This window comes from Leptothermofonsia sp. ETS-13, assembly GCF_049200465.1.
Taxonomy (GTDB): Bacteria; Cyanobacteriota; Cyanobacteriia; order Leptolyngbyales; family Leptolyngbyaceae; genus Leptothermofonsia.
The window spans coordinates 2,611,463-2,626,934 of sequence record NZ_CP120836.1 but is presented as its reverse complement, the minus strand read 5'-3'; the positions used below and the strand labels follow the sequence as shown (position 1 = coordinate 2,626,934).

Genomic DNA, 15,472 nt, shown 5'->3' with positions numbered 1-15,472 from the left:
ATCTGTCCGAAAAACATCATTACCACTCGTCATTTCATTGAAATGAGCCAATTCCTGACAGCGCTCAGGAGATTTTGTTCTGCGTTCACAGAATATCAGGAGGAAGGATGGACAAACGGAGATTCTACAATGTCATTCTCAAACAGGTTGTGGCCGGTGGTGCGGCATTGCTGGCGGTTGGGCTGCTGATGGATTTTCATGCTCTGCCTTCTTTGGGTAGTCGCAGAAGTGTGCGGGAATCCTGTCAGCGATTAGTGCAGTCGCAGGCAAAACTGTCGAAAGCACAACTGACACGGCTGCTGACAGTGCCAGAGGGGGATCGCAAACAAAAGGTGCGAGAAATTCTCAGAGATCCTTACTGCGAGTTGTCCAGTTTACAAATTCGAGTGGGGGTTCCAGCCCAACGAGAAGCCTATCCCCTGGAGTTTGATCCACAAACGTGGCTTGTCGTTCTCTATGAAGGAGACCAGTATGCCGGGTACCGTATCAGCGATCGCTAGGGGGGGAATAGCACTGTTTACAAACCGATGTCTGGTAATTGTTCTTGCTCTGCTCGCTCTGGTTGGATGCAGCACACCACCCTCGGAAGCTCCTATTGAACTCAAGCTGTATCAGGCTTGGGAATTACAACCAGGCGATAGCGTCGGCGGGCGGCTGGTGTTGGGTGGACTGGGGGATATTACCATCGCCCTTGAAGGAAACCCTGCCTATGCTCCCTTTGATGGCAGAGTTCAAATGGATCGGAAACACTGCCTGATTTTCTCTAGCCCCGATGTACCTGCTTACCTGTTTCGCCTGTGCGGATTGGACAATCCACGCCTGGGCCGGGTTAACCGGGGAGATGTGTTGGGTAAGGGGCGATCGCTGGAATTTGCCACCCTGCGTAAACAGCCCAACGGTACCTGGGCGATTGTAGAACCCACGAAAGAAATTTTGGAACGAACACTTACTCGACCATGAAAGCCTCTCCGCTTCCAACCACTCTGTCATCCCAGCCATGGAAACGGTTGAACCAGAAACGGTTTAACTACCCATCATCAGCCAGAAAATCAAGCAAACAATCGACCAGGAAAAGACCGCGAGATTTAACAACCCCACCCCCTATTTCTCCGGTCCTCATCGATGAGGCGATCGTCACTATTACAGGAAGAACCTACGGAGCAATTTTCTCAGAACCAATTCCCGAACCAGCCATTCTGGTTCCGGCAGCTAGTGCGCCAGTCAGGTCCTGGAAACTGTGGGTGCATGGGTTGTTTACAATTCTGAGTCTGTTTGCAGTCACCCTCGGCATTGGGCCACGTTCTTATGCGGCAGGTGAAAATGGGGCGATCGACTTTTCTTTGCCCTCTGACTCCACCTCTGCCGATGACTCATTTTCTGTACCTTCAATTAACGACGAATTTCTGCCCGAATCCAATCCAGAGCCTGAAGCGGCACCGAATATTTCCCAGTCCCCCTGAAATAACAGCGGCAGAAAACGAACCTCTGACTACTGATTCTGTTACCAAAGATGTTCCTTCCTCTGCCGATGCTGAAGCGGCTCCAGAAGCCGATCCATCCTTTCCTTCCACTCCAGAATCGGATTCGCCCCTATCCCTCCCGCCCATTGAACCTCCCTCTCCTCCGACCGAATCGCCACCGACCTCTTCCGCTAATCGTCCACCCGATATTCTCAATTTTCCTCCCTCTACTCCCTCTGCCTCTGCCCCTCCTGCTCCTGCTTCCCCTGCCCCCCTCTTCTCCCGCGCCTGCTCAGCCCAAATCCTCGAATGACCTTGGAGACATTTTCAGAGGTGGCTCGGATTCCCTTGTGGCACGAACGGTGGGTCATGCGGAAGGCACTCGTACTCCTGATGGCAGCAAAACTCGTGCCTATCAGGGACACAGGGACCCCGGCAATGGTGTGTGGAACCTGGGTAGTTTCTCGTTTCAACACTGCCGGGAGTATAACTGTTCAACCCCTGAAGAAGCAGATGTGCATCAACTTAAACGATTAAGAGAGCAGGCGGATAAACTCCGGCAACGAACAGCGGCCCTGGGGTTAAGTATGACGCTTTTGGAAGAACTGAATGGAATTGATTTGGCGAACCAGGCTCCCCTTGCGGCTTTGGGGTACCCGGGTTACCCGGAGTGGTTGAAAAAAGCCCATGATATGGGACTAAAGGGAGAAGCCGCCGTGTTGTGGGCAAGAGTCAAATCTTACTGGGACCCTAACCTGAATGGCTGGAACGCCCCCGGATTGGGAAACAGTGAAGCCCGAATTGAACATGACCAAAACCGTAGGCTGACAGCGATCGCCCGCGCCCTTGGCGTTTATGAACAACAGGTCGCCGCAGGGAAAATTCCCCATGCTCGAAAAAACCAGAAGGTTGCCTTGAAACCCCAGGAAGAACAAGTTTCTGACAACCTTTTCTTCCAGGATTCGGCACCGGGGAGAGGCTAAGAGAGTTGTTATAGCGGTAGTCATGATGATTAGGACGGGATGCAGGGGTGGAATCCCTGGCCGAAGCCCCCACTCCCTCTCTAATCCAATGTCCTAACGCACCCGCTTAGAGCTATATAGCTCTAAGCGTTAGACAGGGTGCAGGGATTCTACTCCTGGCTGCGGGCGGAAGTCCCTAAACCCCCTTTAGGATCAGTGTCCTGAGCAACATGGCGACAGCTATAGTTGTTGGTTTTTGGTTTTTAGTCGAGTGAAGCGTGAGATGAAGGGAGGATGGAGTAATTTCGCCTTTTCCCTCTTCCCTTATTTCCTCTCTCTTCTCCTATCCTCCCTCACTACAATCGCTGCAACAGGCTTAATCCGTGGGTATCGGTACCACAGGTGTTCAGGAGGTTATAGGTTTTGCTTAGTTCTTTGACCTGCATGGTTTGCAGGGGACTTGTCCGCCACGGACTTGGATTGTCGTAGGCGTAGTAGGTTTCCACCCCATCAATACCAAGTCGGGAAGCTGCGGGAATCAGGTCTTCGGGTGATCGCCGATAGCGGGCGGGGTGCGCCAGTACTGCCAGCCCTCCGGCTGCATGAATGGCAGCAATCACATTCTCTGCCTGGTAATCATCATCCATCGCAGAGCGGCTCAGCGAGTAGGGCACCATTGAGAAATGACGGGGATCAAAGGCATACCCCAGAATGTGAACTTCCACATCCAGAAGATTGGCGTTAATTTCAATTCCGGTCCAAAGAGTGGGAGCTGATCGAGTAGGGTGCTGTTGTTGCCACTCTTCTAGCCAGCTTTGGGCTGCTCGATACCCATTAATAGTGTGGTGGTCAGTAATTGCCAGCCCTTTGAGGCCAATGGCGATCGCTTGTTGCATCAATACTTCTGGGTGCAACCTCCCATCAGAACAAACCGTATGCATGTGGAAGTTGTAGCGGGTTGGGCAACTTTCTGCATGGGTTGTTTCAAAAACCCGTCTAAGCGCCAATGCATTTTGAGCTGCCTGTGTATTGCACGTCTCAAACCTAGCCAATTCAGCAGCCATAGAAGCCTCGGAAATTAAAGAATCTGGCCTGTCTCGTCTATATATTTACATATTTTAATTTGTATCGTCTGAGGACAATTTCCCGAATCAAAAGCAGTTAAACAGATACGGGCGAATGATAACGATTTTATGGTGAATCAATAGCGATCGCAGATGGATAAGGTGAGAGATACAGGGTTTTTCAGAGATTATTCAGAGACTATGGAGTCAGACCCTCCTCCTTTCCCTGCTTCTAATCAATTCTGAAGTTAAACGGCAGCCGCACGTAGACTCCCAGTGGGTCATTCATCGCCTTGAGAACTGCCAGGTCTTCTTGCAACTTTCTGAGTTCATTGTCTAAAGGGTTCGAGAGGGATGGTTTACCAAACACCTGTTCACCGGCTAGTTTGTCAAAAATGCGTTCTTCCAGACTGCGCGCTTTAGGGTATTCCTCGATTCGCCAGTTGTCCCCCAGTTTGGCTCGTTTGGCAGCATCACGGATGGCATCTTGCAGCCCTCCAAATTCGTCTACCAGTCCCAGTTGTTTTGCTCTGCGCCCAGACCATACCCTTCCCTGAGCAATCTCAGCCACTTTAGATTTTGCTAGCTTGCGAGATTCGGCAACTTTAGTTAAGAAGTGGTCGTAGTACTTATCCACCGCTTTTTGAATTAGAGCGAGTTCTTGAGCATTCTTAGGGCGGGAAAGGGAGAAGGTGTCTGCCAGGCGTCCGGTCTTGACGGAATCCCAGGTGATGCCGTTATTATTTGCCAGCGCTTGAAAATTGGGCAGGATGCCGAAGACACCGATGGAGCCCGTGATAGTATTGGGCTCGGCGAAAATGCGATCGCTATAGGTCGAGATCCAGTACCCACCAGAAGCCGCAACTGCCCCCATGGACACCACCAGTGGTTTGACCTTACGGGTGAGAATCACTTCCCGTTGAATAATTTCAGACGCCGCTACGCTGCCGCCGGGACTGTTCACCCGCAGCACCACTGCTTTGATATCCTCATCCTGGCGAAGCTGCCGGAGTTGCTTGGCGAGGCGATCGCCCCCCACTTGGCCGCTGCTCCCCTGACCATTGACAATGTCGCCCTCTACATAAACGACTGCGATCGTCTCCCCAGAACTTCGTTTCTGCTCCAGGGTTTCTTCCGCTACTCTGGCATAGGCCTTCAAGCTCATCTGCCGGAACGACTTTGCCTCATCGTCCTCGTCAGTCAGTTTTTTCAAATCAGTGACAATTTCATCCAGGTATGCCAGCCGGTCCACCAGGCGAAGTTTGAGTGCTTCGTCCGGCATCAAAATGCCCTGATTATCAGAAATGGTCTGCAGTTGCTGAACCTTGAGTTTTCGATCTTTTCCGGTTGCTGTCAGAAAATCGTTCCATAGATCGCCTAAGAGCGTTTCGGTCTGTTGCCGATTTTCTGGACTGCGTTTGGTTAATAGAAAGGGTTCTACCGCAGATTTGTATTTTCCAACCCGTGTTACCTGTACCCCAACGCCAAATTTCTTTAATGCCCCAGCAAAAAACATTGTTTCTGAACTGAAGCCATTGATTTCGAGGGTTCCGATGGGGTTGAGGGCAATTGTATTCGCAACCGAAGCCAGATAATACTCCCGTTCGCGCCAATTTACATCATAGGCCACAATTTGCTTTCCGGTTGCCCGAAAGCGTTGCAATGCTTCCCGTACTTCTTTTAGGGTTGCAAAGCCTGCACCACCACCGATATCAGTACTGCTATAGAGATATAAGCCAACAATACGAGGATCGTTACTGGCTTGATTAATGGCATCCAGTGCTGCCCGTAATGTGATGGTTTCTGTTTCATCATCGGATAGGGCTTTCTCAAGGGTGCTAGAATCACGCTGGGCATCCGAGATATTCATCGCCAAGTCGAAGGTTAACACCGACTTATTTTTGACTGCTAGGCCTGTATCTCTGGAAGCGATCATCATTACAAGAGAAAGGATACCGCCGATACTTAAGCCGAGAAAAATCAACAAACCCAGCAGAGTGGCAAAAGTATATTTTAAGAAGTCGCGCATGGTTAACTGGTGACTGTGGCTGGTAGCTACTAGCTTAGGAGGTAAATTCATCTCCTGCCAAATGAAATCCTACGAATCGCTTATGATTGTGTTTGTAATAAATCGGCGGGAATTTGCCAGTGTCATTTGCAAGAGATGGCAATCTCGTCCCGCAGCAACTTCTCTCTCTTGCAAAAATAAACTTGAGAAGCGCGATCGCCTTAGAAGGCCCTTATAGAGCCTGTAATCTGGTAATGAACGCCAGATTTTTTAAAATTCATGGAAATGGGCATGCCTTGACTACCCGCATTCTCAATTTGCTGGTAACTCCATATGGCGAAGTCGGCACCAATATAATCATCGGGATCAACAAAACTAAAAATGCCGGTAATGCTGCTCAAAGACTCTTTCTTAATCGCCTGGCGAATTGCACTTGAGAGCTTGGTTCTGAGGGTATCCACATCTAGTGCACTCACCGTTCGGACTGCATTGGTCAACTCTTTTTGCAAAACGTTAACCAATGCTTGCTGCCCAGCATTTGCGGCGCTAGTTTTGGTCGCATCTTCTTCCATGGCAATCACAATAAGTCCAACGGTACTTTTCTCTTTGCCAAGGTTGTCAGGTAATCCAGCAATGGGCAGAATGGAGGTCGAGAAAAGACCTGTTGCTGCTGGAATCGCAAAACTATTCCTGGCCTTAACTCTGGTCCGTCCCAAATTACCGTGAGTTTTGCTGGGGCTTTTGATTCGCACTTTTGCATTCGCTAGGTTGGCAAGCTGAATGGTTGTACCATCGGCATAGATAGCCGCCACAAAGAGATAGGGTTCATCACCATTACTGTAGAAGTTATCTTCATCGGCATTGTGGCAGGTGAAGTTGCTCAGGTGAATCGTAACGGGCAGGGTACCTGGTACGGGAGGTTGGGGGGTGGGGTGGGCGGGGTGGTCTTGGATTTTGAGGTGGCGATGGTTCCCGGTCATTGAAGGGAATTGTGAGCGCTGGTCTCACGGAACCTAATGCCAATGCAGCAGCACAGGCTGCAAGAGTCAGTAAACGAAGCAGCATATTTTTCCCAAAAAATTGCAGGTTGAAAGTTAGGGCTTAAGTCTCCTCATCTCATCTGCCCCAATGAAGCGATCGCAGGGTTTCAGAAGGCCTCTTGAGGCGTCTTTTCAGGATTAAACCTGGAACATCCTTCTCTCAATCGTTATGTAGACCTATCCCTAGACACGCCTTTTCGCACCCTGCAATGACAGGCGGCTGTTTAAGGAAATTTTGTCAAAAGCATTGGGGTTAGCACCTGTGGATGTTTTACAGGAGTTGAGATAAGAATGGCTTTCCCACTTAGACTAACAAGAATAACATGGAGGGTTTGGCACACTCAGTACCCTCACAGGTAGTATTAGGAACGCCTTATTTTGCTTTACAACTATAGCAAAATCCGATCGCCTGGCTCAATCGTATATAAAAGCGATAAGGCTCAACCTGAACCCACTCACAAACTCTAATAAATAGCCCTATGGATGTAGACGCTGCTGACAACAGCGTAGACTGTCAACCTGTACCAACCGACACTGACCTGTTTCTGGCAATGAAAGCGGGGCAGCAATCGGCACTGGGTGCTCTCTACGATCGCTATTCCAGCCTCGTCTATCGGTTGGCTCTGAGGGTGTTAACCAATCCGCAGGAAGCGGAAGATCTGACCCAGGAGATTTTTCTCAACCTATGGCGAGGAAAAACTTACGAACCAGGCCGAGGTTCCGTCAGTAGCTTTTTGACGACCCTGACGCGATCGCGGGCAATTGATCGGCTCCGCTCCCGCAGCAGTAACCGCAAATTCCTCCAGCGCTGGAGCCAGACGATGACCACCGTTCCTCCTCCCCTCACCCCCTTTGAGTCGGCTTCTCTCAGCCAGAGATCGGAGTATGTTCGAAGTGCTCTGGCTCAGTTACCGGAAAAGCAACGCCAAGTGCTGGAACTAGCTTACTACGATGGTCTTAGTCAATCTGAAATCGCAGCTCGGTTGAGTATCCCCCTGGGAACGGTTAAAACCTGGTCGCGCCAGGGGCTCTTAAGTCTGAGAGACCACCTTAAGTCGTTGATTGAGTAATGGCAGGTATGGCTGAATCGCTTCCTCCCGAACAATTACAGGAATTACTCGCAGGCTATGTCCTCGGCAATCTCAGCCCGGAAGAAGCTGAGTCCTTGCGGCAACTTTTTTCAACCTATCCTGAGCTGATGGGCGACGTGCAGCAGCTCCAGGAAGTTCTTTCTACCATGCCCTATGCCTTGCCGGAGGCCGTTCCACCAGACCAGCTACGAGGGGCAATTCTCTCTGCCACTGCGGATGAGGAAGGGTGGCGTTCTCCCCCCCAAAAGCGCTGGCAACGTTTAGCGGTAACTTGGGGCAGCATAGCCGCGGTGCTTTTACTGGCTCTCGGCTTAGATAACGTCCGACTGAGGGGTCAACTGAGTGCAACCCAGGCTCAGGTCGCCCAGCAGCGAGACTTAATCGCGATGCTGCAAGAACCCAAAACCCAACTCATTTCGCTCAAGGGCATGGCCCAGATGGCATCGGCTTCTGGGCGGGCGGTGATCACGCCAGGACATCCAGCCGCCATTTTAGTGTTGCAAAACCTGCCCAATCTACCGGAAGACCGTTATTACTGCCTCTGGGCAATTGTAAATGGCAAAAAGAAGGTGGCGATCGCCGAATTTGAACCCAATTCTCAGGGCAATGTGTTTGTCAAAATTCCCCTTGCTTCCAGCTCTAATATTACCGGGTTAGCAGTCACTATCGAAGTGCTGCCCACCCCAGCCAATCCCAAAGGCCCAATGGTAATGACCAGCAGCCTTTAGCCAAGTTTATGATTACAGCCAGGGAAATTACCGCCCAACTTCCTGGAAACTCTGACTCCCTCGACTCCTTTCCAGGATGGTCACAAAAATTTTGACACCCCCTCTTTGTCCCAGAAAGAGGAATTCTGAAAGATACTCCACTTCAGGTTGTAAAGTAATGGTGATCCATTACAGCATTTTCTCTTCTTGATCCCAGAGAAGCTCCGGTTTTATTGGTTGGTATTCTTCGGAATTATTCTAGTCCGATATTTCCTCGTTGCTGGAGGAGCGTACTGTTTTTTCTACTTGCTTGCAAGAAAGCCGTCTGCCCAGGCAAAGAGGGCTATGCAAGCGGTATCGTGGCGGTCAATCCGGCGGGACATGGAACTGTCGATCCTGTCCTCTATGTTCTTTGCCCTTTGTGCAACGTTGATCATGTCAGCCTACGATTCGGGATTGACGCTTCTACATACCACTGTCCACAAGCATGAGTTGTGGTATGCCGGATTCAGCTTTGTTGGGGTGTTGCTCCTTCAAGATCTTTACTTTTACTGGTTTCACCGAGCGTTTCACCACCCCTTGCTATTTAAGTGGCTACATTGGGGTCATCATCAATCAGGAACCCCCACCCCGTGGACCTCCTTTGCCTTCGATTTGCCAGAAGCGATCATTCAGGGAGGTTTCTTTGTAGGTATTGTTTTCCTGATTCCCCTCCATGTTGTTACCTTAATCGCTGTCCTTATAACGATGACAGTGTGGTCAGTTCTGACCCACCTGGGGTTTGAACCGTTTCCTTCCTCACTTCTGTGCCGATGGTTTGGAAGATGGTTTATTGGCCCAACCCATCACCTGATCCATCACCGCAAATATAAAGTACACTTCGGATTGTATTTCACACTATGGGATCGCTTACTGAGTACTCAAGATCCTTACTATGAGGATGAATTACTATGAGGATGAATTTGCCTTTCCATCGGTTGGTAACCCGTTTGTTGGCAAATAGATTTACAACAGTGCATCAAGAAATGTATAGCGTTCACAAATAGTTTGTGAACAAGGAGGGCGAAGCCCCCAAACAGGGGTTCCACCTCTGTACCCCGTTCAAATTTCAAGAAGGATCGCTATATTGTCATTTGCTCGAAAGAATCTCTGGAAACATTCTTTCCAGGTAATCCACTCCTTCTTAACGCTGAGCGTCTTGATATTTTACATCTCTCACGTGGTTGATGTTTTCTACCAACAAATTTGTTGAACTGGTAGATGGAATCGCGTCAGAAGAAGGTTGATTATGCATAAGATAAACATTGGTCTTTCTGAAGAGCAACGCCGAGGCGTTTGTGATTTGTTGAACCGTGATCTGGCGGATGCGTATTTACTGTTGATCAAAACCAAAAAGTTTCACTGGGATGTCATTGGGCCTCAGTTTCGCACACTCCATGAGTTGTGGGAAGAGCATTACGAAACCCTGACTGAAACGATTGATGCCCTGGCCGAACGAATCCGGCAGCTGGGCTTTTACCCGGTTGGTAGTGCAGAAGGCTTTTTGAAAATGGCCTCTATTAAAGAGGAAAACCAGGAAATTCCAACAGCAACTGCAATGGTGGAAAAGCTGGTATATGACCACGAGCTCATCATTCGTAATCTGCGAGAGCACATTGATCAGTGTTCTGAACAATACCATGATGAAGGTACGGCGGACTTTTTGACTGGATTAATGGAAGGGCATGAAGAAATGGCGTGGATGCTGCGCTCTTTCCTGGAAGGTGAATCTGTGCAGGCAGATGATGTTGGTGTACGGAAAGAGCCAGTTAGCGCAACCAACTAGTCCACGTGAACTATAGTGTTTACAGATAATTTGTGAACAAGGGAGGTGGGGGTTCTCCCCCTGCACCCCGTTCAAATTCGTTCAAATTCAACGAAAAACACAATAGGGGGCAAGCGCCAAGCAGAGGTGAGAGGTAATCTCCTATCACCTATCGCCTAACATCTGTTGTCTATCTTTATAGGTACAAATGAGCAGATGAGCATCTAAAATTAAGGTGCAGTCTGGAGGGATTTGCTATGAACCCCACTCGCCGCTTTGTTCGTGGTCTGATTGTTGCGGTTCTCTTAAGCCTGTTGGCATTTCTCTATATTGGAGTGCAGGGGGCGATCGCGACTCCAAACCCTGATACCAGAACTGCACAGGCAACTCTCAGTGATCCCTCTGGTAAATCAAACTTGAATGGGCAGGTGTCAATTTTTGAAACTGCAAAAGGACTCCTGCTTAAAGCAGCAGTTAGCGATACGCCAGCAGGGTTGCATGGGTTTCACATCCACGAAAAAGGAAGTTGCAAGGATGGCGGTAATGGGGCTGGTGGGCACTTTAATCCAGATCAAGTCAAGCATGGCAAGTTGATTATTGATGGTTTTGCCAACGCCCATGCTGGAGATTTGGGCAATATTCTGATTGGGCTGGATGGTACAGGCTCAATGGCCCAAACAATTCCAGGGTTAAGGCTGACGGAAGGAAAGTATGCGATCGCCAACCGCGCCATCATTCTGCATGCTCAAAAAGACGATTTTGGGCAACCCACTGGCAATGCAGGTGGACGGATTGGCTGTGGAGTGATCGCCCTTTCTAAGTAGCCACAATGAACTGAGTACAGCGCCACGAGTGGAAAAAGGGAGTCAAGGGAATCAAGGGTTCTATTTTCAAGTCAGTCACAATGAATTGTGAACACCAACGGGTCCCATACAGAGATTAAGCAAGGTGGGCAAATGCCCACCTTAAACAATGCTTATTTCATGCGAAGTTTTCAGGCACTCACCTGAGCTGTTTTTTTAGCAGGTTGCTCCAGTAATTGCATATACAGGCGGTTTAGTTGGGAGGCGATGCCATCCCAGCTAAACTTAGCTCTAACCCGCTTTTTGGCAGCTTGCCCCAGTTGATCGCGCCATTCTGAATTGGTGAGAATCCGATCAATAGCGATCGCAAATGCCTCTTCATTCTTCGGCGGACAGAGCAATCCCGTCTCCTCTGGAACGATGGTGAACTGGAGACCTCCTACATCACTACCCACTACTGGGGTTCCCGCGGGCCATTGCTTCCACGGTGACCAGTCCAAAAGGTTCGTAGTGGCTAGGAACCACTGAAACATCAGCCGCCGCATAATAGGTGGGAAGTTCTTCCCGACTTAAGCGTCCAGGAAAATGGGTGATTGCGCTAAGGCCCAACTCTGCCACAATTTTTTTCAATGCGATCGCGCTCCTGACCGTCACTTTGCCCAGGGCGGCTACCTCCTCCAATGAACAGTTTGAGTTTTCCAGAATATCGCAGGCAAGAACGATGAATGGCTCGTACCAGAGTTTCAATCCCCTTACGAGGGTCGAATCGCCCAACGTAAAGAATCAGTTTTTCATCAGGAGCAATCCCCAGGGTTTTGCGGGCAGCTTGTCGATCTACAGAACCAAAGTGATCAACATCTGTGCCGCAAGGGATGATGTCAATCTTGCCATTGGGAGAAACCAGCGATCGCATATGCTCCTTTTCTTGAGGGCTGGTTGCTACAATCCGATCTGCTGTCTCTAAAACCGACTTTTCAACCGCTAACCGAGTCTTAGCAATCAACGGAATCGTTGGAATGGCTTTGTACTTAACGGCTCCTAAGGAATGATAGGTATGCACCTGCTTCAGTAAGGGCTGTTTCTTTCTCAACTCCATTCCCACCCAGGAGGATAACCAGTAATTGGTGTGCACCAGTGGATAGGGAGCCTCTAACTTCTGTTGGAAATCCAAGAAGGCCTGAACAAATTCAGGTAAAAACTCAAAAATCTCATCACGTGGAACAAACTCTTGAGGACCTGCCTTCAGACGAATGGTTCGACAGTGGGGGCTATGTTCAACAAATTTAGGCTGCTCTGGGCTGACCTGACGGGTAAACATATCGACCTGCCACCCCTGACGAGCCAGGGCTTCGCCAACGTGGCGTACATATACATTTTGTCCCCCAGCTTCCTCTTTTCCAATTTCAATCGCTGGATCGCCATGAACGGAAATCAGAGCGATACGCTTTCTATTTGAGAAAAACATGGCTTTGTGAGCTTTGTACTAAAGTTGACAAAAACCGAGCACGAACAAGCAGGGAACACAAACTCAAGGAAGTTTGTACAGATCTTCAGGATATTGCTATTGAGCGTGAGGCATATCGTTCAATGGAAATAAATTTTGAAACTCTATCATCAAAACAAAGCGGCTTGTCTCAATCTCCATCACCCTAAGGGTAGAACTTCAACTCGAAGAAGTCAAATTTAGCGAAGTAATTAGAGAATAATCATTAAAATCTAAATCTTCAAAAGGCTTCGTTGTATGTTTTCCAGACAACCTAGATCTTGGCTAATCACCAGATGTATCAAACGTAAAAATTAGTTGATCTTGTGAAAAGGACACATGAATCAGCAAACTTTTTGCTCCAAATAATTAAGAATGTAGCTGTGTGATCGTACAACTACTACAATCATTAATGAATAAACTTTTACCAACTGAAATTGAACTTTAGCATAAGTTCGCAATCTCAAAAGTTCATTTCGAGAACACTTTTGATCATAAAAATATCGAGTTTGTATCAATAATCGTTTCCTGGTTGAGCAAAATCATTAAATGGACTATAGACGAATACTCTGGCAAAACTGCTACCCACTCAAGGTTAAAGAGACCTGTGCGACGATCTGAGTTAAGACCAGTATTCGGGGAGGGGGCTGACCCCCTGTAATCAATTAAACATTCAGGTTTGTTTAAAATATAAAAAAATTCTATAGTGAAGGATTCTGGAAATAGATTTCCTAATGTATGGTTTCCTTAATCAGCTGAGCCTCAGGGGCTTATTGAGTAGCCAATGTTTGAATGGAATGAAATAGCTGTCGCCAGGTTGCTCAGGACATTGGCTTGAAGGGGAGCTGCGCCCCCAGCCAAGGGTTCCACCCCTGCACCCGGTCCTAAGCCTGATGGCTATAGCTACAAATCTAAGCAGTTCCCCGATTTTAAGTTGAATCGCGATCGCGTCAAGATTTCAATTAAAAAGTCGGGCAGACAGGATCTGCAGGTAAGCACAAAACCCAATACTCGCAGGGTTTCGTGCGCTAATCCATTCCTTAAACAACCTGGATGACGTACACTATCACCTTCGGGTGAAGGGCGAAGGCATTGCTGAAAAGCAATATGAATCGAAACGAAGTTTCGAGCATACAGCATCTATTTCATACCCAAATTCAGCAACGCCAGGGCGAATTCTAAAAAATCACTGAATCAGGGTTCAATAAAGACGACTCAAAACATAGTCCGCCAGCTTTAACAAAGCCTGGCGAGAAGCAGAAGGCGGAAGATCCTCTAGATGTTCAACCGCCAGTCGAGTATGTTGAGTTGCCAATTCTCGCGATCGCTCAATCCCACCGCTATCCTTTACCAAAGTCACGGCCTGTTCCAAATCCCCCGGTTGGGCAAATTCACGCTCAATCAAAACTTCCAAGTAAGGCTTTTCTTCCAACGCGTAAAGAACGGGTGCTGTTAAATTTCCGCTCTTAAGGTCAGAACCGGCGGGCTTCCCCAGGGATTCCGTGGAGCCCGTAAAATCCAAAATGTCATCAATAATCTGAAAAGCCAGGCCGATATGGCGACCATAGCTAAACATATCTTCTGCCAGACCGGCGGGGCCTTCACTCAAAAGGGCTGCCGCTTTAGAACTGTTGGCAATCAAACTGGCAGTTTTGTAGTAGCTCTTTTCCAGATACGCATCAATGGACAGATTGGTCGCGAACCGATTCAAGCCCTGTTGAATTTCCCCCTCCGCCAGATCCATAATGACCTGGGACAACAGCTTCACAACTTCTAAATTATCTAGATTAGCCAGATACCAGGAAGACTGAGCAAATAAAAAATCACCCGCCAGTACCGCAATACGATTGCCAAAACTACTATGAACCGTCGGTACTCCCCGCCGTAGTTCGGCTTCATCGACCACATCGTCATGCACAAGGCTGGCCGTATGAATCATCTCAGTGATCTCTGCCAACCTTCGGTGTCGCATGGTAATTTCATGCCCTTTCATGGTGGCTCGCGAAACCAGCAGCACAATCGCAGGTCTGACCCGTTTTCCCTTTGCCCCAAACAGGTGTTCTGCCGCTGCATAGAGAACCGGATGGCGAGCACCAATCAGTTTCTTAAGATTCTCCGTCAATAGGTATAGATCTGCTTCAACAGGAGAGAAAAGGGAAGTAGCTGAAGTCATGGATTTCCGACTCAGGCAGAGAGTAAGGTAACAAAATTTTAAATATTCTCCATCTATTTTAAGATAACCGCCCTACCCATAGATATAAAACTTCTGATTGAATCAATCCTTTCTCAGAAAACTGCCCCAGGGAAGAAGAGGTGATGGTGCGAAGATGGTGCGAAGAGAACTCCCGCCTTCTTCCCCAACGAGAGTGTTCTGGAAACGGGGCTCTGGATCCTTGAAACCCTGATTTCCTCGACCTCTTTTCCAAGATTGCCACAAAAAATTTGACAAACCCTCCCCAGCATCCTTCTTACCCAACTTGGTTTAATTGAGAATCAATAACCTTCATCAGAATCTTTTGCCGGCATGTTAGTTTGTTAATAAGGATTGCAAAAATTTTATCTGTCTGGGCAACCAGAAGCGATCGCTGAGGGATTAGCGCTCGTTCCTACCAGGTTTTAACTGATTGGAACGCAGTGTTTAGCGATATCGCTTGTGTCTCTGGAAAGGGCGAGACTCTGGGATTTTGACTTAGAGTCAGGTTTGCGTGATCGCCTTTGAAGAAGTGACGGTCTACCAGATGGCGACTGGTCATTTTGTTCGTACTGACTGCAATTTCTTGCTGAAACTATCTGCTCTGGCTTTGCTGGTCTCCGCTTTATGATTCACTCACCGATTTCCTTAACTATTCCATTGATAGCAGCTGTCTATTTACTGGTCGTTTACCTGCTTCTAACACTGGCACAACGTGGCAATCGAATGCCACGTCCACCTCAATAAGCTAAGTATGCCAATGAGATAAATGGCGTCGGCGGCACGAAGATTGTCTACCGCTTCAGCGGAGAAGCGTAGCCGTGCGAGATGTTAGGCAACAGCAACAGGCACAGGCATA

17 protein-coding genes are annotated in these 15,472 nt (G+C 48.5%); 10 read left to right on the top strand and 7 right to left on the bottom strand.

Features of this window, described 5'->3' with window-relative positions:
• The first annotated feature begins 107 nt into the window (after positions 1–107).
• The 5 genes from P4D80_RS11850 to P4D80_RS11830 are packed head-to-tail and all read left to right on the top strand — an operon-like array spanning position 108 to position 2,443.
• Positions 108–500 carry a hypothetical protein gene (locus P4D80_RS11850; RefSeq protein WP_421659350.1) on the top strand — a complete coding sequence of 131 codons (393 nt, stop codon included), beginning with the start codon at positions 108–110 and terminating at the stop codon, positions 498–500.
• A complete protein-coding gene (locus tag P4D80_RS11845) occupies positions 472–960 on the top strand; it encodes a hypothetical protein (protein ID WP_421659349.1) in 489 nt (162 codons plus the stop codon). Before P4D80_RS11850 ends, P4D80_RS11845 begins: the two co-directional genes overlap by 29 nt.
• Entirely contained in the window at positions 957–1,460 is a 504-nt protein-coding gene (locus P4D80_RS11840; RefSeq protein WP_421659348.1) for a hypothetical protein, read from the top strand. The genes P4D80_RS11845 and P4D80_RS11840 overlap by 4 nt, the downstream gene beginning before the upstream one ends.
• Positions 1,366–1,773: a hypothetical protein gene (locus P4D80_RS11835; RefSeq protein WP_421659347.1), complete on the top strand. Its 408-nt coding sequence runs from the start codon at positions 1,366–1,368 to the stop codon at positions 1,771–1,773. Before P4D80_RS11840 ends, P4D80_RS11835 begins: the two co-directional genes overlap by 95 nt.
• Before the next feature lie 37 nt (positions 1,774–1,810).
• The gene (locus P4D80_RS11830; protein WP_421659346.1) at positions 1,811–2,443 is read left to right on the top strand and encodes a hypothetical protein; all 633 of its coding nucleotides are present in this window, start codon (positions 1,811–1,813) and stop codon (positions 2,441–2,443) included.
• Positions 2,444–2,778: 335 nt separating this feature from the next.
• Here P4D80_RS11830 and P4D80_RS11825 read toward each other — a convergent pair whose 3' ends face one another.
• From P4D80_RS11825 to P4D80_RS11815, 3 genes are all read right to left on the bottom strand, one after another.
• A complete protein-coding gene (locus tag P4D80_RS11825) occupies positions 2,779–3,486 on the bottom strand; it encodes a PHP domain-containing protein (protein WP_421659345.1) in 708 nt (235 codons plus the stop codon).
• 232 nt (positions 3,487–3,718) lie between these two features.
• Positions 3,719–5,566, bottom strand: coding sequence for a signal peptide peptidase SppA (gene sppA, locus P4D80_RS11820; RefSeq protein WP_421659344.1), 1,848 nt, complete (start codon positions 5,564–5,566; stop codon positions 3,719–3,721).
• Between the two features lie 149 nt (positions 5,567–5,715).
• A complete protein-coding gene (locus tag P4D80_RS11815; RefSeq protein ID WP_421659343.1) occupies positions 5,716–6,474 on the bottom strand; it encodes a hypothetical protein in 759 nt (252 codons plus the stop codon).
• A 539-nt stretch (positions 6,475–7,013) separates the two neighbouring features.
• On the opposite strand from P4D80_RS11815, the gene P4D80_RS11810 reads away from it, so the two are divergent.
• The 5 genes from P4D80_RS11810 (at position 7,014) to P4D80_RS11790 (ending at position 10,960) form a co-directional block, all read left to right on the top strand.
• Positions 7,014–7,604, top strand: coding sequence for a sigma-70 family RNA polymerase sigma factor (locus tag P4D80_RS11810; protein WP_421659342.1), 591 nt, complete (start codon positions 7,014–7,016; stop codon positions 7,602–7,604).
• Between the two features lie 8 nt (positions 7,605–7,612).
• Positions 7,613–8,353, top strand: a complete 741-nt coding sequence (locus P4D80_RS11805) for an anti-sigma factor domain-containing protein (protein WP_421659341.1) — start codon at positions 7,613–7,615, stop codon at positions 8,351–8,353.
• A gap of 324 nt (positions 8,354–8,677) precedes the next feature.
• Complete coding sequence (locus P4D80_RS11800) at positions 8,678–9,286, top strand: sterol desaturase family protein (protein WP_421659340.1); 609 nt, start codon at positions 8,678–8,680, stop codon at positions 9,284–9,286.
• Positions 9,287–9,620: 334 nt separating this feature from the next.
• Positions 9,621–10,157, top strand: a complete 537-nt coding sequence (locus P4D80_RS11795) for a Dps family protein (RefSeq protein ID WP_421659339.1) — start codon at positions 9,621–9,623, stop codon at positions 10,155–10,157.
• A gap of 236 nt (positions 10,158–10,393) precedes the next feature.
• Entirely contained in the window at positions 10,394–10,960 is a 567-nt protein-coding gene (locus tag P4D80_RS11790; protein WP_421659338.1) for a superoxide dismutase family protein, read from the top strand.
• A 170-nt stretch (positions 10,961–11,130) separates the two neighbouring features.
• Here P4D80_RS11790 and P4D80_RS11785 read toward each other — a convergent pair whose 3' ends face one another.
• From P4D80_RS11785 to sds, 4 genes are all read right to left on the bottom strand, one after another.
• Positions 11,131–11,394, bottom strand: coding sequence for a glycosyltransferase (locus P4D80_RS11785; protein WP_421659337.1), 264 nt, complete (start codon positions 11,392–11,394; stop codon positions 11,131–11,133).
• Positions 11,387–11,569, bottom strand: coding sequence for a glycosyltransferase (locus P4D80_RS11780; RefSeq protein WP_421659336.1), 183 nt, complete (start codon positions 11,567–11,569; stop codon positions 11,387–11,389). The genes P4D80_RS11785 and P4D80_RS11780 overlap by 8 nt, the downstream gene beginning before the upstream one ends.
• Positions 11,538–12,404 carry a glycosyltransferase gene (locus P4D80_RS11775; RefSeq protein WP_421659335.1) on the bottom strand — a complete coding sequence of 289 codons (867 nt, stop codon included), beginning with the start codon at positions 12,402–12,404 and terminating at the stop codon, positions 11,538–11,540. Before P4D80_RS11775 ends, P4D80_RS11780 begins: the two co-directional genes overlap by 32 nt.
• Positions 12,405–13,623: 1,219 nt before the next feature.
• Positions 13,624–14,595, bottom strand: a complete 972-nt coding sequence (gene sds / locus P4D80_RS11770; protein ID WP_421659334.1) for a solanesyl diphosphate synthase — start codon at positions 14,593–14,595, stop codon at positions 13,624–13,626.
• Positions 14,596–15,472: the final 877 nt, after the last annotated feature.